Origin of the sequence: Cellulomonas sp. C5510, assembly GCF_019797765.1 — a bacterium.
Classification (GTDB): domain Bacteria; phylum Actinomycetota; class Actinomycetes; order Actinomycetales; family Cellulomonadaceae; genus Cellulomonas.
In genome coordinates, this window is the sequence record NZ_CP081862.1 from 1,100,559 (window position 1) to 1,121,097 (window position 20,539).

Sequence of the window (20,539 nt, forward strand, 5' to 3'; positions counted from 1 at the left end):
CCGGCGGCGGGGCGCGGCCGGGTCGCCGCGTCCCGCCACCGGGAGCAGCCGGACGGCACCGGCCCACCCGCTCCTGCGGCCACGAGTCGCGGGAGCGCTCCCACGCCGTGTATCGTATCGATTCGACAGGGTTGTCCCCGGACGGCCCGCCACCCGACCCCCTCGAGGACAGCCATGCCGACCACCCGTCCGTCCGGACGCCAGTTCCCCGCCGACTTCCTGTGGGGCTCCGCCACCGCCTCCTACCAGATCGAGGGGGCCGCCACCGAGGGCGGCCGCGGCCCGTCGATCTGGGACACGTTCTCGGCCCGCCCGGGCGCCGTGCTCAACGGCGACACCGGTGACGTCGCCGCCGACCACTACCACCGGGTCCCCGAGGACGTCGCGCTCATGCAGCAGCTCGGCCTCCAGGCGTACCGCCTGTCGATCGCGTGGCCGCGCGTCCAGCCGGACGGCTCCGGTGCGTGGAACGACGAGGGGATCGCGTTCTACGTCGACCTCGTGGACCGCCTGGTCGCCGCCGGCATCGCGCCCGTCGTCACCCTGTACCACTGGGACCTGCCGCAGGCGCTCGAGGACGCCGGCGGCTGGGGCAACCGCGAGACCGCCTACCGGTTCGCCGAGTACGCCCGGAAGATGGCCGAGGTGCTGGGCGACAAGGTCACCGTGTGGACCACGCTCAACGAGCCGTGGTGCTCCGCCTACCTCGGCTACGCGTCCGGCGTGCACGCGCCCGGCCGCACCGAGCCCGCCACCTCGCTCGCCGCGGTCCATCACCTCAACCTCGCGCACGGCCTGGCCGCCCGGGCGGTGCGGGAGGTGCTCGGCGATGCCGCGCAGATCTCCATCACGCTCAACCTCCACGTGACCCGTGCCGCCTCCGACGCCCCCGAGGACGTCGCCGCCAAGCGGCAGGTCGACCTGGTCGCCAACGAGGTGTTCCTGCAGCCGCTCCTCGAGGGCCGCTACCCGCAGGACGTGCTGCCCCAGACCGCGCACCTGACCGACTGGTCGTTCGTGCAGGACGGGGACCTGGAGCTCATCCGCGTCCCGATCGACCTGCTGGGCGTCAACTACTACTCCACCGGCAAGGTGCAGCGGCTCCAGGGCGAGCCGGTGGTCGGCGACGGCACCCCGGGGCCGGACGGCCACAAGTCCTCGGTCGTCAGCCCGTGGGTCGGCTGCGACGACGTCGAGTGGCTGCCGCTGCCCGGCCCGCACACCGCCATGGGCTGGAACATCGAGCCCGAGGGCCTCACCGAGCTGCTGCTCGACCTGCACCGCCGCTACCCGGGCCTGCCCATGGCGGTCACGGAGAACGGCGCCGCGTTCTCCGACGAGGTGTCCGCCGACGGCCGCGTCCACGACCTGCCGCGCGTCGAGTACCTGCACGACCACATCGACGCCGTCGGTGCGGCGATGGACGCCGGCGCCGACGTGCGCGGGTACTTCGTCTGGTCGCTCATGGACAACTTCGAGTGGGCGTACGGCTACGACCGCCGGTTCGGCATCATCCGCGTCGACTACCCGACGGGCGAGCGCACCCTGAAGGACTCGGCGCTCTGGTACCGCGACCTCGTCGCCACCCGGACCATCGCGCCGGCGGAGACGGCCGCGACGCTGTCCTGACCCACGCCGCCGCGCCGGGGGCGGTCACCGCGAGGGCGGTGGCCGCCCCCGGGTGCGTCCGGGATCATGGGGGCGTGCCCTCGACCCGTCGCTCCGGCAAGCGCCCGTACTCCGCGGAGCACGTCCCGCTCGACCTCGAGCGCGTGCGCGGCGGGCGCACGTCCGAGGAGGGCCCCGACGGCACCTGGACGGTGCAGCGCGTCGCCGGGTCCGAGCGCACCTACCGGTGCCCGGGCTGCGACCAGGAGATCGCGCCCGGCACGCCGCACGTCGTCGCCTGGGCGGCCGACGGCTTGTTCGGGGCGGACGCGGCGCTCGCCGACCGGCGGCACTGGCACGCGGCGTGCTGGTCGGCGCGGGGACGCCGGCGGCCCACCCGGCGGTGAGGGGAGCCGGCGCGCGCCCCGGACTACGCTCGACGGCGATGACCACCGACGCCGCCTCCACCGCCATCCGCTCGCTGACCGTCCTGCCCGCGCACCGCGAGGACGTCGAGCTGCACACCGCCGACGGCCTGACGCTCGTCGGCGAGCTCGCCCTCCCCGTCCACCCCGACGGGACGCCGAAGACCCCGGCCGCGACGCTGGTCACGCTGCACCCGCTGCCGACGCACGGCGGGTACATGGACTCGCACGTGCTGCGCAAGGCGGCCTGGCGGCTGCCGGCGCTCGCCGACATCGCGGTGCTGCGGTTCAACACCCGCGGCACGTCCAGCCCGCGGGGCACCTCGCAGGGGGCGTTCGACGAGGGGCGGTCGGAGAAGCTCGACGTGCACGCCGCCATCGAGCTCGCCGAGTTCCGCGACCTCCCGCACCCCTGGCTCGTCGGGTGGTCCTTCGGCACCGAGCTCGCACTCATGCACGGCCTCGACCCGGTCGTCGAGGGCGCCGTGCTGCTGTCCCCGCCGCTGCACCGCGCCACCGACGCGGACCTCGACGCCTGGGACGCCGACGGCAAGCCGCTCGTCGTCCTGGTGCCCGAGCACGACGACTACCTGCGCCCCGCCGAGGCCCGCGAGCGGTTCGCGCGCGTGCACCAGGCCGAGGTGATCGGCGTCGACGGCGCGAAGCACCTGTGGGTGGGGGAGGCGTACGTCCGCCGCGTGCTCGACGAGGTCGTCCGGCACGTCCGGCCCGGCTTCCCCGTGCCCCTGCCGACCACCTGGGACGGCCCGAGCGAGCAGGCCGCCACCGGGAACGCCCCCGAGGAGGACGCATGACGCACACCCCGCACGCGACCGCCGTCGTCCACGCGCTGCGACCCGGGACCGGGCTGCCGCTGGTGCTGCTGCACGCCTTCCCGCTCGACCACCGGATGTGGGCCGACGTCGCCGCGCTCCTGCCCGCAGCGCCGCACGGCGCAGCCACGCAGCCCGTGCTCGCGCTCGACCTGCCGGGGCTCGGCGCCGCGCAGGGGGTGCCGCTGCCCGCGCCGTCGCTCGACGCGTCCGCCGACGCCGTCGCCGCGGCGCTCGCGGAGGCCGGCCACGACCGCGCCGTCGTGGCCGGTCTGTCCATGGGCGGCTACGTGGCCCTGGCGCTGCTCGAGCGGCACCCCGGCCTCGTCGCCGGGATCGGGCTGCTCGACACGAAGGTCGGCGCCGACTCCGACGAGGCACGGGCGAACCGGCTGCGCGTCGCCGACGCCGTCGAGTCGTCCGGGACGGTCGACGCGGTGCTCCCCATGGCCGAGGCCTTGCTCGGGGAGGCCGCCCGGGGTCGCGGGGTGGCGGACCGCGTGCGCGCGTGGATCGAGGCCCAGCCGCCCGCCGGCGTCGCGTGGTCGCAGCGGGCGATGGCCGCACGGCCCGACCGGGCGTCGCAGCTCGCGGAGCTCGCCGGGCCGGCCCTGGTGCTCGTCGGCGAGGAGGACCAGCCGACGCCCGTGGCCGAGGCGCGTCGCACCGCGGACCTGCTCGGCGTCGAGCCCGTCGTCGTCCCGGGCGCCGGGCACCTCACGGCGGTCGAGAGCCCGGACGCGGTCGCGGCCGCCCTCGGGGAGCTGCTCGGACGGGCGGCCGCCGGGCGCTGAGGCCAGGCGGGGCTGCCGGGGCCCGGCCGGCGCGCGACCGTGCCGGCGTCGGTGGGTCAGACGGGACCGGGGGCGTCACCCAGCGCACGGGCGAGCGCCACCGGCAGGTCCAGCGACTCGCCGTCCTTGCCACCGGCACCCAGCACCAGCGGCGGGTCCTGCGGCTCGGGCTGCACCCCGCGCAGCCGCGCGCCGATCGACGGCGGCACGGTCAGCACGTAGAACCCGCCGTCCGTCCCGACCGCGACCGTGCGGTCCCGGCGCAGGTACCACCCGCGCAGCGGCGTCCGGAAGCGCCCGCGGCCGCCGTACCCCTGCGCCTGCAGCGGCTCCGGCGCGACGCCGCGCGCGGTGGCCTCCGCGACGAAGGCGGCGATGAGCTCACGGGCCCGCGCGGACTCCGCCTGCCGTCGGGCCCGCAGCGCTGCCTCGTGGGCGTCAGCGGCCTCGCGCCGCCGGGACCGCCAGTCCGACCCCGCGTCGGCGGCAGGACGGGCGTCCGGGCCGTCGGCGGGGGGCGTGGCGCTCACCGGTCGGCGGGGGCGGGCTCGCCGGCGTCGTCCCCGGCGGGCGCGGTGCCCTCGGCGGAACCGGCGTCGCCCTCGTCGTCGGATGCCGACTCGCCGGGTGCCGGTTCGCCGGACGCCGAGCTGCCGGACGCCGAGCTGCCGGACGCCGAGCTGCCGGACGCACGGGCACCCGACGCGCCGTCGGCAGCGGCACCCCCGATCGCGTCCGCACCGTGCTCGTCCCCGTCCTGGGGCCGGGCGTCGGCCTCGCCCGGACCGGCGTCGCCGGCCGGTGCGTCGTCGGCGTCCGCGGGGGTCTCGCCGTCGGCGGGGTTCTCCTGCCCACCGGTCGTCGCGTGCTCGGCCGGCCCGGACGTCGGGCGGTCGGCCGTGGACGTGCTGCCGGAGGGGCCGGTGGTCGCATCCCCGTCCGCGCCGTCCGTCTCCGGGTCCGCGGAGACCGCGGTGCCGTCCGTCGCGGCGGGCACCGGTGCGCTCGCGGCCGCGGAGACCGGCGCGGGCCGGCCCTTCCCCCCGCGCGCCGGGCGTGCCGCGGGCCGCGCGGTCCCCTGCTTGGCCGCGAACTGCGCCTGCGCGGCGTCCGCCCGCTCGAGCGTCTGCCGGTTCGGCACCGGGTCGTGGCCGAGGAGATTGCGGAGCTCGTCGAGGTACGTGGTGATCGACTCGCGCTGCCGGTTGAGGTCCTCGACCTGGCGCTGCGCGGTGGTGCGCTCGCGCTCCGCCTCCGACATCGCCTCGGACAGGGTCTTCTCGGCGTGCTCGCGGGCCTCGGCCACCACGCGGTCGGCGTTCTGCCGGGCGTTCGACAGCAGCTCCTTGGCGTGCGCCTGCGAGTCGACGCGGATCTTCTCGGCCTGCTCCAGGGCCTTGGCGACGCGCTGCTCGGCGTCGGCGGCGTGCGCCTCGGCGTCGGCCACGAGCTTCTCCGTCTCGGCGCGCGCGGTCGCGTGCCGGTCGGAGTCGGCACGCTCGGCGGCCTCGCGCTGCGCGGCGATCGACAGCTCTGCATCGGCGAGCGCCTGCCGGGCCTGCGCGAGCATGGCGTCCGCCTCGGTCCGTGCGCGGCCGAGGAGCTCCTCCGCGGCGCGCGACGCCTCGGTCGTCCGCCGCTCGACGTCGAGCCGCGTCGCCTCCTGGAGCTCGGCGACCTCGCGCTCGGTGCGCTCGCGCAGCTCCGTGGTCTCGCGCTCGGTGCGCTCGCGCAGCTCGGACGTCTCCCGCTCGGCGAGGGAGCGCAGGGTGGCGACCTCGTGCTCGGTGCGCTCGCGCAGCTCGGACGTCTCGCGCTCCGCGGTCGCGCGGAGCTCGGTGGCGTACTGCTCGGCCTCCGCGCGCTGGACGGCGAGCGCCTGCTCCGACTCCTGCCGGGCGGCGGCGACCTCGTCGGCCACGGCCGCCCGGAGCTCTCCGGTCTCCCGGTCGGCGGTCGCCCGCACGAAGCCGGCGTACTGCTCCGCCTCGGTCCTCAGCGCGGCCGTCTCGACGGCGACCCGCTGCTGCAGCTCGGCGGCAGCGCGCTCGGCGGCCGACCGCACCGCGTCGGCGTGGGACTGCGCCTCGGCACGCAGGGAGGTGACCTCCTCACCCACCGCCTGCCGTGCCTCGGCGATCTCCGTCGCGGCGAGCGACCGCTGCATGGCGGACCAGCGCTCCGCCTCGGTCCGCAGCTCGGCGAGCTCGGCGGTCACGCGCTGGCGCAGCGCGGTCGTCTCGGCGTCGGCGCGCTGACGCAGGTCCTGGTCGTACCGCTCGGCGTCGGCGCGCATCGCGGAGGTCTCCGCCTCCGTCGTCGACCGCAGCGCCTCGGCCGCCTGCTCCGTGCTGATGCGCAGCTCGGTCGTCTCGCGCTCGACCGTCGCCCGCAGGGTGCCGAGCTCGCGCTCGAGCGTCGCCCGGCGCTCGCTCTCCTCGGTCTGGATCGCCGTCTGGATGCGGGCCGCCTCGCGCTCCGCCGAGCCCACGAGCTCCTCCGCCCGGCGCTGCGCACCGGTGAGCACGCTCTCCGCCTCGGTGTGCGCGGTGGAGCGCTCCTCGGTGGCCTCGCGGCGGGCGGTCGCGAGCATCTCGGCGACCTCGTTCTCCGCGCGGGCGCGGAGCTGGCCGGCGGCGAGGCGGGCGCGGGCGAGGGCGTCCGACGCCTGCGCGTTCGCCTGCTGGACCACGTCCGACGACTGCTCCTCGGCGGAGCGCAGCAGCATCTCGATGCGGGACCCGAGCCCCGAGTAGGTGGGCCGCTCGGCCTCGCGGAGCTGGCGGTGCGCCTCGGACAGCTCGCCGGAGATCTGCAGCACGCGCTCGTCGAGCGAGGCGACCTGGTTCCGTGCGTCGGACAGCGCGCGCTCGAGCTCGGCCATGCGGTCGTCGACGGGTCCGCGGTCGTAGCCACGGAAGTTGACCACCGGGAAGGGCGTACGGTCGTCTGCCACGAAGTTCCTCCTGCAGGAGCGCGCGAGCGCTTGTGGGGACCGCCTCCGGGCGGGAGGCTCGGGACGTCCGTCCGACCCCGGTCCGTCGGTCAGCGTATCCGGGCGGACCCGCCCCGCGGCACCCGTCCCCAGGGCCGGGCACGCGGCGGTCGTGCCCTGCCCCGTCCCGCCGGCGTGCCCGGTCACCGAGGTCCCCGGCCTATCCTGGGCCGTCACGTTCGAGAGGAAGACGCGTGCTCCAGCGACTGATCGCCGCCGTGCTCGCCGTGCTCGGCGTCGCCGCCATCGCGCTCGGCGTCGCGTCGGCCACCGTGTGGCGGGCCGACGACCCCCTGGTCGCCACCGCGGCGCCCGGCGGCGCGACGCGGGCCCTGGTGACCGACCCCGGTGTGCTCGAGCTCGCCGGCGACCCGGTGACCGTCACCGTGCGGGCCGAGGGCTCGCCGGTGGTCCTGGCGGTCGGCCGGGACACCGACGTCCTCGGCTGGCTGGGCGACGACCCCTACGTCCGGGTGACCGGGCTGTCCGACTGGCACACCCTGGCGACGACGAGCGTCGAGGCGCCGGCCCCGGAACCGAGCGGGACGGCCACCGCCGACGCGGCGGGCGAGACCGCGAGCCCGAGCCCGTCCGCCACGGGCGGCGCCGGGAGCGAGGCCGCTCCGGCTGCCGACCCGACCGGGTCCGACATGTGGCTCGTCGAGGTCGCCGGGGACGGCTCCGCGACCCTGGAGTGGCCCGCGCACGACGGCCGGTGGTCCCTCCTGGCGGTGAGCCTCGGCGACAGCGCCCCCGTGCTGGACCTCGCCTGGCCGCAGACCGTGACGACGCCCTGGCTGTGGCCCGGTGTGGCGGCGGGCGTGCTGCTGCTGGCGGTCGCCGCGGTGCTGCTGGTCCGCATCCTGAGGCAGCGTCGCCAGGGGCCGGACACGGGATGGCACGCGGTCGCCACCGGCCAGATCGCGGTCGTCGCCGCGCCCGCCACCCCGGCGGGCGGCACGGGGGGCGCCGGGGAGGGCGCGCCCGTGACCGGAGCCGTCGCGCTCGGCACGATCAGCCCGACCGGAGCACCGCTGACCCGGCGGCAGATCCGCGAGGCCGAGGCGGCGGCTGCCGCGGCCGCCGCCGCCGCACGCCGGCGCGGGAGGCGCGGGGAGACGGGGGCGATCCCGGTGGTGACCGGAGCGGTGCCGACCGTGACGGGAGCTGCGCCCGCCGCGGCAGGGACCGCCCCCGGCGGCGCGACGCACGACTCCGCGAACGAGACCGGCGCGGCCTCGGGCGGCGGGCCGGGCGGGACCACCCGGCCCGGGAGCAGCGCGGGGGAGCGCGCCCCCGTGACCGGGACCACGGAGGCGACCCGATCGACGCCTGCGTCCCCCTCGTCGGCCCCCACGGCACCGGCGCGCCCGGCCGCGCCCGCACCGTCGGCCGCGCCCGCGTCCCCGGACCAGCCCCGCCCGGGCGCGCCGGGAGCTCCGGCGTCCGAGGGCGCCGCACCGGAGGGCGACGAGGACCGTGCGCCCGGGCAGGACCGCCGTCGGCTGAGCGCACGGCTGCCGTGGCGCCGGTCGCGCGCCGAGACCCCGGCCGAGCAGCAGCGGGACGACGCCGTCGCGGACCCCACGCCCGCCGCCACCGCGACGGCGTGGTCGCCCGTCGCCCCGGCCGCAGCCCCGCCGGCGACGCCGTCGCGGCACGCGCAGGAGGTCACGCCGCCGGCGCCGGCCGACGAGTCGGCGTCGCCCGCGCAGCGCGCCGACGCCTGGCGTCGCATGTGGGGGTTCCCGTCGGACGACGGGCCGGGGCCCGCCGGCGGCGCAGCCCGTGACCGTGACGACGAGCCCACGGAGGAGGGACGATGACCACACCGACCACCCGGCGCGGCCCCCTGCCCGGGGCTCTCCGCCCGCATCCGTCTCGCCGCCGGACGATGGGCGCGGCGCTCGCGGTGGCGGCGGCCCTCGCGCTCGGCGCGTGCGCCGCCCCGCTGCCCGAGCCCTCGCCCGACGCCGTCCCGGCCGTCCCGCCCCCCGTCCTCACCGCGGCGCAGTCCGAGCACGTCCTGGCCGCCGTCGGGGACGTGCTGGCGACGGGGGACGAGGTACTGGACGCCTCAGGGCTGGAGGCACGCCTCTCGGGTCCCGCCCTCGCGATCCGCACGGCGGAGTACGCCCGCGCGGCCGCCACGAACGGCGAGCGCCCTCCGGTGACGATCCCCTTGACGGCGCAGACGACGATCGTCCCCGACACCGCGTCCTGGCCGCGCACGCAGATGGTCGTGACCGAGCAGCCCGCGGACCTCCAGGCGCCGCTGCTGCTCGTCCTCGAGCAGACCGGTCCGCGCCAGCCGTACCGCCTGTGGGGCTGGGCGCGCCTCGGCCCGTCGGTGCAGATGCCGGCGACGGCGGACCCGGCGATCGGCAGCGAGCCGGTCGCCCCCGACGACGACTCGCTGCTCGTGACCCCGACCGAGGCGGTCGCGCAGTACGCGGACGTGCTGACGAACGGCGACGCCTCCCAGCACGCCGGAACCTTCCCGCAGGACTTCTTCCGCTCGGCCCTGACAGAGGCCCGCAACCAGACCGCGTCGAGCCTCCAGGAGGTCGCGACCGTGGCGGAGACGGTCGCGCCCGTCGACGGCGAGGTGACCGCCCTGCGGACCGCCGACGGAGGTGCGATCGTCGTCGGGGAGCTGAGCACCGTCACGACCATCACCCTGAGCCAGGGGAGCATCACGTTGAGCGACCCGTTCGACGTGGCCCTGGCGGGGCGCGACAGCGTGTCCAGCAACCTCGTCCGCACCTGGACCGACGTCGTGGCCCTGTACGTGCCGCCCGCCGGCGGGGAGGACCAGGTCCAGGTGCTGGCGGCAGAGCACGCCCGGACGGCCGTCACCGGCGAGTGACGTCCGCCCGCGACATCGTCAGTCCACGCGAGAGCAGGAGCACAGCAGCATGAGCCAGAACCCGGCCCACCAGCCGCGCCTCGACGTGCGGGGCGCGGTCGACCTGTCCGGTCTCGGCCGACCCGCGACCCCGGCCCCCGGGACCCCCGGCGGACTGCCGACGCCCGGCCCGTACGTGACGGACGTGGACACCGAGGGCTTCCCGGCCCTGGTGCAGTCCTCGACGCAGCACCCGGTGGTCGTGCTGCTGTGGGCGTCGTGGAGCGAGGCGAGCATCAACCTGGCGCGCGACCTGGGTGCGCTCGCGGACGAGTACGGCGGCCGGCTCCTGCTGGCCCGCATCGACTCGGAGGCGAACCCTCAGGTCGCGGCGGCCTTCCAGGCGCAGTCGGTGCCCTCGGTGGTCGCGGTCCTCGCAGGCCAGCCGCTGCCGCTGTTCCAGGGGGTGCCGCAGCTGGAGCAGGTGCGGGGGGTGCTGGACCAGGTGCTCGAAGCCGCTGCGGCGAACGGTGTGACCGGCACGGTCGCGCCGCGCGCGGACGCCCCCGAGGTCCCCGCCGAGCCGGAGGAGCCGCCGCTGCCGCCCCTGCACCAGGCCGCGTACGACGCCATCGAGCGCGACGACCTCCCCGCTGCCGCGGCGGCGTACGAGCAGGCGCTGCGGGAGAACCCGCGGGACGAGATGGCCCGGGCCGGGCTCGCGCAGGTGGGGCTGCTCTCGCGGACCCGGGACGCGGACCTGGCGACGGTGCGCAAGGCGGCGGCCGACGCGCCCGGTGACGTCGACGCCCAGCTCGCCGTGGCCGACGTCGACGTGCTCGGAGGCCAGGTCGAGGACGCGTTCGCGCGCCTGGTGGACACCGTGCGCGTGACGTCGGGACCCGAGCGGGAGCGTGTGCGCGTGCGGCTGGTCGAGCTGTTCGACGTCGTCGGGACCGAGGACCCGCGCGTGGCAGCCGCCCGTCGCGCGCTGGCGAGCGCCCTGTACTGAGCGCCGCCAGCCGGGCCCTGAGGGAGCGGTGTCCCGGCTCGGGCGCGAGCCGCTGGGGGGCGGACCCGGCTCCCGTCCGGGCTGGTCAGCGGTGAGATCCGCGTGATCACGGGGGTGACCCGGGTCACGGTCTGCCGAGTTGACGCTCCACCGCGGGACTGCGTAATGTTCTACGACGTCGCCCGGCAGGGAGGAACGGACACCGAGGATCAACCCGGTGGCTGGTCCCCCGGGAGACCACCCCCTTGGCTCGGACTCGTCGGGACACATGTGCCCGTCGCTCGTCGCGCCGAGGATCGATCCACCGAGATCGGGACGGTCCACACGGACTTGACCGGCAGGACCGGATCGGATAAGTTTGAACGGTTGCCTCCGGCCAGGAGCCCGCAAGGGTGAGTGGGGGATGCGCGTCTGTTCTTTGAGAACTCAACAGTGTGCCTAGTAGTTGATGCCAAGATGGTTCATCGCTCGGGTTTGGTCGCCTCGTTCGGGGTGGTTGGCCCGTGTGGTGGGTCTTGGTTTCACTGGGGAGCCGTGTCCGACCCCGTCGGTGCGGTTCCCGGTAAGCCGAATTGATAGATCCTCGCTCGCCAGCGGGTGGGGGTCGTTTCGTGTGTCGGTGGACTGCTGCTTTCGGGTGGTGGTTGCCAATGAGACATTTACGGAGAGTTTGATTCTGGCTCAGGACGAACGCTGGCGGCGTGCTTAACACATGCAAGTCGAACGGTGAACCCCAGCTTGCTGGGGGGATCAGTGGCGAACGGGTGAGTAACACGTGAGTAACCTGCCCCTGACTCTGGGATAAGCCTTGGAAACGAGGTCTAATACCGGATACGTACCGCTCGGGCATCCGATGCGGTTGGAAAGATTTATCGGTCAGGGATGGACTCGCGGCCTATCAGCTTGTTGGTGGGGTAACGGCCCACCAAGGCGACGACGGGTAGCCGGCCTGAGAGGGCGACCGGCCACACTGGGACTGAGACACGGCCCAGACTCCTACGGGAGGGCAGCAGTGGGGAATATTGCACAATGGGCGCAAGCCTGATGCAGCGACGCCGCGTGAGGGATGAAGGCCTTCGGGTTGTAAACCTCTTTCAGCAGGGAAGAAGCGCAAGTGACGGTACCTGCAGAAGAAGCGCCGGCTAACTACGTGCCAGCAGCCGCGGTAATACGTAGGGCGCAAGCGTTGTCCGGAATTATTGGGCGTAAAGAGCTCGTAGGCGGTTTGTCGCGTCTGCTGTGAAAACTCGAGGCTCAACCTCGGGCTTGCAGTGGGTACGGGCAGACTAGAGTGCGGTAGGGGAGACTGGAATTCCTGGTGTAGCGGTGGAATGCGCAGATATCAGGAGGAACACCGATGGCGAAGGCAGGTCTCTGGGCCGCAACTGACGCTGAGGAGCGAAAGCATGGGGAGCGAACAGGATTAGATACCCTGGTAGTCCATGCCGTAAACGTTGGGCACTAGGTGTGGGGCTCATTCCACGAGTTCCGTGCCGCAGCAAACGCATTAAGTGCCCCGCCTGGGGAGTACGGCCGCAAGGCTAAAACTCAAAGAAATTGACGGGGGCCCGCACAAGCGGCGGAGCATGCGGATTAATTCGATGCAACGCGAAGAACCTTACCAAGGCTTGACATACACCGGAAACTTCCAGAGATGGTTGCCCCGCAAGGTCGGTGTACAGGTGGTGCATGGTTGTCGTCAGCTCGTGTCGTGAGATGTTGGGTTAAGTCCCGCAACGAGCGCAACCCTCGTCCTATGTTGCCAGCACGTGATGGTGGGGACTCATAGGAGACTGCCGGGGTCAACTCGGAGGAAGGTGGGGATGACGTCAAATCATCATGCCCCTTATGTCTTGGGCTTCACGCATGCTACAATGGCCGGTACAAAGGGCTGCGATACCGCGAGGTGGAGCGAATCCCAAAAAGCCGGTCTCAGTTCGGATTGGGGTCTGCAACTCGACCCCATGAAGTCGGAGTCGCTAGTAATCGCAGATCAGCAACGCTGCGGTGAATACGTTCCCGGGCCTTGTACACACCGCCCGTCAAGTCACGAAAGTCGGTAACACCCGAAGCCGGTGGCCCAACTCTTTGAGGGGGAGCCGTCGAAGGTGGGACTGGCGATTGGGACTAAGTCGTAACAAGGTAGCCGTACCGGAAGGTGCGGCTGGATCACCTCCTTTCTAAGGAGCATCTGACACGCCCTGCTTCGGTGGGGTCGTGCAGAGGCCATGCCCCGGCCGTACGCGTCGGGGGTGGTGCTCACGGGTGGAACATCAACTACGGCGGTCCGTTCGGGCCGGCACTGCGTCAGTACTCCTTCGGGATGGAACGCGCGCCGCCGGGTCGGGTGGGTCGCCGAGGCACGCTGTTGGGTCCTGAGGGAACAGCCCCGCGTGGGGAGGTTGCTTCGTGACGGGCCCGGTTGGTCGGTCGAACCGCCAGCTGCTTCGTGCAGCGGGTAGGCGCCGGACGCAAGACCGGGGATCGTTCGTTGTTTGAGAACTGCACAGTGGACGCGAGCATCTTTAAGTATGTCTTTGTGGTCAAGTTTTTAAGGGCACAGGGTGGATGCCTTGGCACTAGGAGCCGAAGAAGGACGTGGTAGCCTGCGATAAGCCTCGGGGAGTTGGCAAACGAACCGTGATCCGAGGATGTCCGAATGGGGAAACCCCGCACGAGTCATGTCGTGTGACCCGCACCTGAATATATAGGGTGTGTGGAGGGAACGCCGGGAAGTGAAACATCTCAGTACCGGCAGGAAGAGATATTCCGTGAGTAGTGGCGAGCGAAAGCGGATCAGGCCAAACCGTATGCGTGTCAAGCCGGCAGGCGTTGCGTGTACGGGGTTGTGGGACCTTTCAGTTGATTCTGCCGAGTCAGCAGGGAGTCAGAAAGCCTCGTGATAGTCGAAGGGCATTGAATGGCCCGGCACAGAGGGTGGTACCCCCGTAGACGAAATCATGTGGCCTCCCGAAGGGGATCCCAAGTAGCACGGGGCCCGAGAAATCCCGTGTGAATCTGGCAAGACCACTTGCTAAGCCTAAATACTACCTAGTGACCGATAGCGGACAAGTACCGTGAGGGAAAGGTGAAAAGTACCCCGGGAGGGGAGTGAAATAGTACCTGAAACCGTGTGCCTACAATCCGTCGGAGCCTCCCTAGCAGGGGTGACGGCGTGCCTTTTGAAGAATGAGCCTGCGAGTTAGTGGTACGTGGCGAGGTTAACCCGTGTGGGGAAGCCGTAGCGAAAGCGAGTCCGAACAGGGCGTGATAGTCGCGTGCTCTAGACCCGAAGCGAAGTGATCTAGCCATGGGCAGGTTGAAGCGCGGGTAAGACCGCGTGGAGGACCGAACCCACCTGGGTTGAAAACCGGGGGGATGACCTGTGGTTAGGGGTGAAAGGCCAATCAAACTTCGTGATAGCTGGTTCTCCCCGAAATGCATTTAGGTGCAGCCTCGCGTGTTTCTTGCCGGAGGTAGAGCTACTGGATAGCCGATGGGCCCTACCAGGTTACTGACGTTAGCCAAACTCCGAATGCCGGTAAGTGAGAGCGCGGGAGTGAGACTGCGGGGGATAAGCTCCGTAGTCGAGAGGGAAACAGCCCAGACCACCAGCTAAGGCCCCTAAGCGTATGCTAAGTGGGAAAGGATGTGGAGTTGCACAGACAACCAGGAGGTTGGCTTAGAAGCAGCCACCCTTGAAAGAGTGCGTAATAGCTCACTGGTCAAGTGATTCCGCGCCGACAATGTAGCGGGGCTCAAGTATACCGCCGAAGCTGTGGCATTCACACATTGCGCTAGGCCTTCGTGGTCCAGGCGTGTGGATGGGTAGGGGAGCGTCGTGTGGCGGGTGAAGCTGCGGGGTGACCCAGTGGTGGACGCTACACGAGTGAGAATGCAGGCATGAGTAGCGAATGACGGGTGAGAAACCCGTCCGCCGAATGACCAAGGGTTCCAGGGCCAGGCTAATCCGCCCTGGGTAAGTCGGGACCTAAGGCGAGGCCGACAGGCGTAGTCGATGGACAACGGGTTGATATTCCCGTACCGGCGAAGAACCGCCCATACCGAGCCCGGTGATGCTAAGCGCCCGAGCCCGCATATCGCGCCCTTCGGGGTGCACCGTGCGGGGAGCGCGCGACCCGATCCGGTAGTAGGTAAGCGTATTAACAGGAGTGACGCAGGAAGGTAGCCCAGCGTGGCGATGGTAGTCCACGTCCAAGGCCGTAGGGCGAGTGGTAGGCAAATCCGCCACTCACATAGCCTGAGAACCGATGGTGACAGCGTATGCTGGATGATTGGGTGATCCTATGCTGCCGAGAAAAGCTTCGACGCGAGGTTCTAGCCGCCCGTACCCTAAACCGACTCAGGTGGTCAGGTAGAGAATACCAAGGCGATCGAGAGAATCGTGGTTAAGGAACTCGGCAAAATGCCCCCGTAACTTCGGGAGAAGGGGGCCTGAAGCGTGTACCGGTTCGCCCGGGAAGCGTGGAGGGCCGCAGAGACCAGGGAGAAGCGACTGTTTACTAAAAACACAGGTCCGTGCGAAGTCGCAAGACGATGTATACGGACTGACGCCTGCCCGGTGCTGGAAGGTTAAGAGGACGGGTCAGCCGCAAGGCGAAGCTCAGAATTTAAGCCCCAGTAAACGGCGGTGGTAACTATAACCATCCTAAGGTAGCGAAATTCCTTGTCGGGTAAGTTCCGACCTGCACGAATGGCGTAACGACTTCTCCGCTGTCTCAACCGCGAACTCGGCGAAATTGCACTACGAGTAAAGATGCTCGTTACGCGCAGCAGGACGGAAAGACCCCGGGACCTTTACTATAGCTTGGTATTGGTGTTCGGTGCGGCTTGTGTAGGATAGGTGGGAGACTGTGAAGCCGGCACGCCAGTGTCGGTGGAGTCAACGTTGAAATACCACTCTGGTCGCTCTGGATATCTAACCTCGGTCCGTGATCCGGATCAGGGACAGTGCCTGGTGGGTAGTTTAACTGGGGCGGTTGCCTCCTAAAATGTAACGGAGGCGCTCAAAGGTTCCCTCAGCCTGGTTGGCAATCAGGTGGCGAGTGCAAGTGCACAAGGGAGCTTGACTGTGAGACTGACAGGTCGAGCAGGGACGAAAGTCGGAACTAGTGATCCGGCGGTGGCTTGTGGAAGCGCCGTCGCTCAACGGATAAAAGGTACCCCGGGGATAACAGGCTGATCTTGCCCAAGAGTCCATATCGACGGCATGGTTTGGCACCTCGATGTCGGCTCGTCGCATCCTGGGGCTGGAGTAGGTCCCAAGGGTTGGGCTGTTCGCCCATTAAAGCGGTACGCGAGCTGGGTTTAGAACGTCGTGAGACAGTTCGGTCCCTATCCGCTGCGCGCGCAGGAAACTTGAGAAGGGCTGTCCCTAGTACGAGAGGACCGGGACGGACGAACCTCTGGTGTGCCAGTTGTTCCGCCAGGAGCACGGCTGGTTGGCTACGTTCGGAAGGGATAACCGCTGAAAGCATCTAAGCGGGAAGCCTGCTTCAAGATGAGGTTTCCACGGGTCTTCGGACCTGAGAGGCTCCCGGCTAGACCACCGGGTAGATAGGCCGGATGTGGAAGAGGGGACGCAAGACCCTCGCAGCTGACCGGTACTAATAAGCCGACAACTTCACCACTCATACTTTGCTACGCGTCCACTGTGCGGTTCCCGAACCACGAACACGCGCCCTCCGACCTGTCGGTGGGTGTCCCGTGTCGACAGTTCGACAGAGTTACGGCGGCCATAGCGAAGGGGAAACGCCCGGTCCCATTCCGAACCCGGAAGCTAAGCCCTTCAGCGCCGATGGTACTGCACTCGCCAGGGTGTGGGAGAGTAGGACGCCGCCGGACATCATTCAGAAGAAGCCACCCCATCGCTGGGGTGGCTTCTTCTGTTTCCCCACGGGGAATGCACGCCCGCGAGAAGAGACGCGAACGCACGCGCACCCGCGCACAGCCCCCGGACCCGCGCGTTCATCATCCGTGCGCGCACGGCACCGCGTGAGCCCGCAGAGCCGCGCGTCATACGCAGGACCGCCATCACTGTCGGGTTTGCTCGAGTGCGCAGGGTCCGTTGGGCGCCCACGGCTCCGCCCGGGCGCGCGGGCGGATCGTTCGCGGTCCTCGCACGTGCCGCATCGACATTGCGGTTGTCGTGGGGTTCATGTCGCGCAACCCCGCATCTACGGCAACCTCGACGGGCGGCCCCGGCTCGCGAGCGCGGGGCCCTGCGATGGACGCTGGCCGGGCCTGTTGCCGGGCAGGGTCGCACTGATCGCAGGCAGGGGGATGCGGGTGTGGGCGTGGTCGGGAGAGCGTCCGCTGCGTCCTACGGAGTGCTTGTCGCGGCTCGGGCCCGCGTGGGGTCGGTCAGCCGGCCCAGGGGCGCCGGCGGTTCAGGCCGGGACGAGGTAGAGCACCCCGAGCGGGGGGACGCGCAGCGTCGCCGAGAAGGCGCGGCCGTGGTGCGGTTCCGGCCGGGCCTGCACCCGGCCGAGGTTGCCCACGCCGGACCCGCCGTACTCCTGGGCGTCGGTGTTGATCGCCTCGACCCACGTGCCGCCCTGGGGCAGCGCGAGGCGGTAGTCCTCGTGCGGGACCCCGGCGAAGTTCACCACGACGGCGACGACGCCGCCGTGGTCGTCCCGGCGCAGGTACGCGAGCACGTTCCGGTCCGCGTCGTTGGCGTCGATCCACTCGAAACCCTGGGGGGAGTGGTCGAGCGCCCACATCGCGGGGTGCGACCGGTAGAAGGCGTTGAGGTCCCGCACGCACGCCTGGACGCCGCGGTGGGGGGCGTGGTCGAGCAGGTACCAGTCGAGCGAGCGCGACTCGGCCCACTCGGTGCCCTGGGCGAACTCGGTGCCCATGAACACCAGCTGCTTGCCCGGGTGCGACCACTGGTACGCGAGCAGGCCACGGACGCCGGCGCGCTGCTGCCAGTCGTCACCCGGCATCTTCCGCATGACCGAGCCCTTGCCGTGGACCACCTCGTCGTGGCTGATCGGCAGCACGAACTGCTCGGAGAACGCGTAGACGAGCGAGAAGGTCGCCTCGTGGTGGTGGTAGCGGCGGTTGATCGGCTGCTCGGCGAGGTAGCGGAGCGTGTCGTTCATCCAGCCCATGTTCCACTTGAGGCCGAACCCGAGCCCGCCGCCCGACGTGGGCGTGGTGACGCCGGGCCACGCGGTGGACTCCTCGGCGATCATCACGACCCCGGGCGTGCGGCGGTAGGCCGTGGCGTTGGCCTCCTGGAGGAACGCGATCGCCTCGAGGTTCTCGCGGCCACCGTGGACGTTCGGGCGCCACTGGCCGGGCTCGCGGGAGTAGTCGAGGTAGAGCATGGAGGCGACGGCGTCGACCCGCAGGCCGTCGACGTGGAACTCCTCGAGCCAGTACGTGGCGTTGGCGACGAGGAAGTTGCGGACCTCGTTGCGGCCGAAGTCGAAGACGTAGGTGCCCCAGTCGGGCTGCTCGCCGCGCATCGGGTCGGGGTGCTCGTACAGGGGTGTGCCGTCGAAGCGCGCGAGCGCCCACTCGTCCTTGGGGAAGTGCGCGGGGACCCAGTCGAGGATGACGCCCACGCCGGCGCGGTGCAGGGTGTCGACCAGGTACCGGAAGTCGTCGGGGTGTCCGAACCGGGAGGTCGGCGCGTAGTACGACGAGACCTGGTAGCCCCAGGAGCCGCCGAACGGGTGCTCGGACACGGGCAGGAACTCGACGTGCGTGAAGCCGAGCTCCAGGACGTACGCGGTGAGCTGGTCGGCGAGCTCCCGGTAGGACAGCCCCTGCCGCCACGAGCCGAGGTGCACCTCGTAGATGCTCATGGGCCCGTTGTGCGGGTCGTGGGACCGCCGGGACCCCAGCCAGTCCTCGTCGCGCCAGGAGTACGCCGACTCGACGACGACCGAGGCGGTCGCCGGCGGCACCTCCGTGCCCTTCGCGAGCGGGTCGGCCTTCTGGCGCCACCTCCCGTCGGCGCCGAGGATCTCGAACTTGTAGCGTGCGCCGGCGCCGACGCCGGGCACGAAGATCTCCCAGACGCCGGAGTCGCCGAGCGAGCGCATCGCGTGCGTGGAGCCCTGCCAGTGGTTGAAGTCGCCGATGACGCGGACCGCGCGCGCGTTGGGGGCCCAGACGGCGAACGCCGTGCCCTCGACCTCGCCCAGCCCCCCGGGGTAGCGGTGGACGTTGGCGCCGAGGACGGTCCAGAGCTGTTCGTGCCGGCCCTCGCGGATGAGGTGGCGGTCGAGCTCCTGGACGGTCGGGAGGTAGCGGTACGGGTCGTCGAGGCGGGTGGTGCGGTCCCCGTAAGTGACGTCGACGCGGTAGTCGACGACCTCGGTCTCGGGCAGCAGCGCGACCCAGATGCCGTCCTGCTCGTGCTCGGCGGGCGTGCCGCCGCTCGCGGTCACGACGACCACCGCGTCGGCGAGCGGGTGCAGCGTGCGCACCACCAGGCCGCTGGGCGTGACGTGCGCGCCCAGCACGGCGTGCGGGTCGTGGTGGGTCCCGGAGGCCACGGCGTGCAGCGTGCCGGGGTCGACGGTGACGGGCGACGTGTCAGCAGCCGGACGTTCCATGTGCCTACCCAACCACCCCCGGGGCGTTCCCGCAGGGAGACGTCACGCCCCGCGGACCGGCGTCGTCAGCCGAGCAGGCGCTCGACCGCGTGCAGCGGGATCGGCAGCCAGTCCGGTCGGTTCCGCGCCTCGTACACGGACTCGTAGAGCGCCTTGTCGAGCTCCAGGACGCGCAGGAGGTGCGCGCGCGTGCCGGCGTCGAGCTCCGGCGCCTCGTTCGCGTAGCCGGCGAGGAACGCGGCCCGTGCGACCTCCGTCCACGCCTGGGGCCCGCCCCCGACGGCGGCGGCGTAGTCGAACGACCGGAGCATGCCGGCGGCGTCGCGCAGGGCGAGGTCGGGCCGGGTCCGCTGGGCGACGGGCGCGAGCGGCTCGCCCTCGAAGTCGAGGACGTACCAGGTGCTGTCGCCACGGAGCACCTGACCGAGGTGCAGGTCGCCGTGGACGCGCTGCCGGGGCGGGACCTCGGCCAGCAACCGGGTGCGCTCGGCGAGCGCCTCGACCTGCGTCGCGAACGCGTCCAGCTGCGGCACGACCCCGCGCGCCCAGCCGTAGCGCTCGGTGAGGGCGTCTGCGACCGCCGAGCCGGCTGCAGCGGCGTCGACCCCGGGGCCGGTGGAGGGCAGCACCTGGGCGAGAGCGCGGTGCATCTGCCCGACGACGACGCCGAGTTCCTCGGCGAGCGGGCCGAACGACTCGCCGCGCCGTGCCATCGCGCAGGCGAGCTCGAACCCGTCCGTGGCGCCGGGCACGAACGCGCTGAGCACGCCCAGGTGCCCGTGCGCCGTGCGGTCGCCGTCCTGCCACTCGGCGCCCATCCAGGCGAGGGGGCGGGGCACGTGCGGCCACCCCGACGCCGCGAGAGCGCGCGGCACGTCGACGTCCGGGTTGTCGCCGTCGGACAACCCTCGGAAGACCTTGAGCATGGCGGTGGTGCCGTCCGGTCCGGCGCCCGGCAGGATCACGGAGGTGTTGGACTGCTCGCCGGAGATCACGCGCGGCGTCCCGAGGGCCGCCGCCGGCGCCGCATCGACGTCCGCCGGCCGGTCGGCCGCGGCGAGCCACGCGCGCTCGAACTCGGGCAGCCCCGCGGCGTCCAGCACGGTCGTGCCGTCCGGCAGGCGCCCGACCACGGCGGGGTCGTCCCCGCGCCCGTCCCGGTCCCCGGAGCCGTCGCCGGCCGCTGCGGCGGCCCGCAGCACCACCGGCACCTGCAGCACCGCGCCCGAGCCGCCGCCCTCCGCGCGGAGCAGGAGCAGCCGCACCTCGACGTCGCCGCCGTCGTCCGCGGGGTCGCGCAGGCTCAGCCCCCCGACGGCCGTCACGCGCGCGTCGGCCCCTTTCACCGGGAACCAGCGCCGGCCCGGCAGCCAGGGCGCGAGCAGCGCGGCGAGCGCGTCGTCGCGGGGCTCGTGGGTCACCCGTCG

11 protein-coding genes and 3 rRNA genes are annotated in these 20,539 nt (G+C 71.6%); 10 read left to right on the top strand and 4 right to left on the bottom strand.

Features of this window, described 5'->3' with window-relative positions; all coding sequences use genetic code 11:
• Positions 1 to 174 precede the first annotated feature (174 nt).
• The 4 genes from K5O09_RS05000 to K5O09_RS05015 all read left to right on the top strand — a co-directional run bounded on the left by K5O09_RS05000 (position 175) and on the right by K5O09_RS05015 (position 3,660).
• Positions 175 to 1,629, top strand: a complete 1,455-nt coding sequence (locus K5O09_RS05000; RefSeq protein ID WP_222171713.1) for a GH1 family beta-glucosidase — start codon at positions 175 to 177, stop codon at positions 1,627 to 1,629.
• Between the two features lie 74 nt (positions 1,630 to 1,703).
• The gene (locus K5O09_RS05005; protein WP_222171714.1) at positions 1,704 to 2,015 is read left to right on the top strand and encodes a hypothetical protein; all 312 of its coding nucleotides are present in this window, start codon (positions 1,704 to 1,706) and stop codon (positions 2,013 to 2,015) included.
• Between the two features lie 38 nt (positions 2,016 to 2,053).
• Positions 2,054 to 2,848 (top strand): alpha/beta hydrolase, encoded by a 795-nt coding sequence (locus K5O09_RS05010; protein WP_222171715.1) that lies wholly within the window; start codon positions 2,054 to 2,056, stop codon positions 2,846 to 2,848.
• Positions 2,845 to 3,660, top strand: a complete 816-nt coding sequence (locus tag K5O09_RS05015) for an alpha/beta fold hydrolase (protein ID WP_222171716.1) — start codon at positions 2,845 to 2,847, stop codon at positions 3,658 to 3,660. The genes K5O09_RS05010 and K5O09_RS05015 overlap by 4 nt, the downstream gene beginning before the upstream one ends.
• A gap of 56 nt (positions 3,661 to 3,716) precedes the next feature.
• Here the strand turns inward: K5O09_RS05015 and K5O09_RS05020 are convergent, their stop codons facing one another.
• Both K5O09_RS05020 and K5O09_RS05025 read right to left on the bottom strand, forming a co-directional pair.
• Positions 3,717 to 4,190, bottom strand: coding sequence for a hypothetical protein (locus K5O09_RS05020; protein WP_222171717.1), 474 nt, complete (start codon positions 4,188 to 4,190; stop codon positions 3,717 to 3,719).
• Positions 4,187 to 6,616: a hypothetical protein gene (locus tag K5O09_RS05025; protein ID WP_222171718.1), complete on the bottom strand. Its 2,430-nt coding sequence runs from the start codon at positions 6,614 to 6,616 to the stop codon at positions 4,187 to 4,189. Before K5O09_RS05025 ends, K5O09_RS05020 begins: the two co-directional genes overlap by 4 nt.
• Positions 6,617 to 6,849: 233 nt before the next feature.
• Here K5O09_RS05025 and K5O09_RS05030 point away from each other — a divergent pair, with 233 nt between their 5' ends.
• From K5O09_RS05030 to rrf, 6 genes are all read left to right on the top strand, one after another.
• Positions 6,850 to 8,481: a hypothetical protein gene (locus K5O09_RS05030; RefSeq protein ID WP_222171719.1), complete on the top strand. Its 1,632-nt coding sequence runs from the start codon at positions 6,850 to 6,852 to the stop codon at positions 8,479 to 8,481.
• The gene (locus K5O09_RS05035) at positions 8,478 to 9,524 is read left to right on the top strand and encodes a hypothetical protein (protein ID WP_222171720.1); all 1,047 of its coding nucleotides are present in this window, start codon (positions 8,478 to 8,480) and stop codon (positions 9,522 to 9,524) included. Before K5O09_RS05030 ends, K5O09_RS05035 begins: the two co-directional genes overlap by 4 nt.
• 49 nt (positions 9,525 to 9,573) lie before the next feature.
• The gene (locus K5O09_RS05040) at positions 9,574 to 10,515 is read left to right on the top strand and encodes a tetratricopeptide repeat protein (protein WP_222171721.1); all 942 of its coding nucleotides are present in this window, start codon (positions 9,574 to 9,576) and stop codon (positions 10,513 to 10,515) included.
• Positions 10,516 to 11,173: 658 nt separating this feature from the next.
• Positions 11,174 to 12,695 (top strand): 16S ribosomal RNA (locus K5O09_RS05045).
• A 361-nt stretch (positions 12,696 to 13,056) separates the two neighbouring features.
• Positions 13,057 to 16,166 (top strand): 23S ribosomal RNA (locus K5O09_RS05050).
• A 97-nt stretch (positions 16,167 to 16,263) separates the two neighbouring features.
• Positions 16,264 to 16,380 (top strand): 5S ribosomal RNA (rrf, locus tag K5O09_RS05055).
• Together the 16S, 23S and 5S rRNA genes form the textbook arrangement of a ribosomal RNA operon.
• Before the next feature lie 545 nt (positions 16,381 to 16,925).
• Here the strand turns inward: rrf and glgB are convergent.
• Together glgB and K5O09_RS05065 are read right to left on the bottom strand one after the other, a co-directional pair.
• Positions 16,926 to 19,112, bottom strand: coding sequence for a 1,4-alpha-glucan branching protein GlgB (glgB, locus tag K5O09_RS05060; protein ID WP_222171722.1), 2,187 nt, complete (start codon positions 19,110 to 19,112; stop codon positions 16,926 to 16,928).
• A 65-nt stretch (positions 19,113 to 19,177) separates the two neighbouring features.
• Entirely contained in the window at positions 19,178 to 20,533 is a 1,356-nt protein-coding gene (locus tag K5O09_RS05065) for a phosphotransferase (RefSeq protein ID WP_255596138.1), read from the bottom strand.
• Positions 20,534 to 20,539: the final 6 nt, after the last annotated feature.

Coding starts and splice junctions, on each gene's coding strand:
- K5O09_RS05000 (WP_222171713.1), top strand. CDS start 175: ATGCCGACCACCCGTCCGTCCGGACGCCAGTTCCCCGCCGACTTCCTG.
- K5O09_RS05010 (WP_222171715.1), top strand. CDS start 2,054: ATGACCACCGACGCCGCCTCCACCGCCATCCGCTCGCTGACCGTCCTG.
- K5O09_RS05015 (WP_222171716.1), top strand. CDS start 2,845: ATGACGCACACCCCGCACGCGACCGCCGTCGTCCACGCGCTGCGACCC.
- K5O09_RS05035 (WP_222171720.1), top strand. CDS start 8,478: ATGACCACACCGACCACCCGGCGCGGCCCCCTGCCCGGGGCTCTCCGC.
- K5O09_RS05040 (WP_222171721.1), top strand. CDS start 9,574: ATGAGCCAGAACCCGGCCCACCAGCCGCGCCTCGACGTGCGGGGCGCG.
- glgB (WP_222171722.1), bottom strand. CDS start 19,112: ATGGAACGTCCGGCTGCTGACACGTCGCCCGTCACCGTCGACCCCGGC.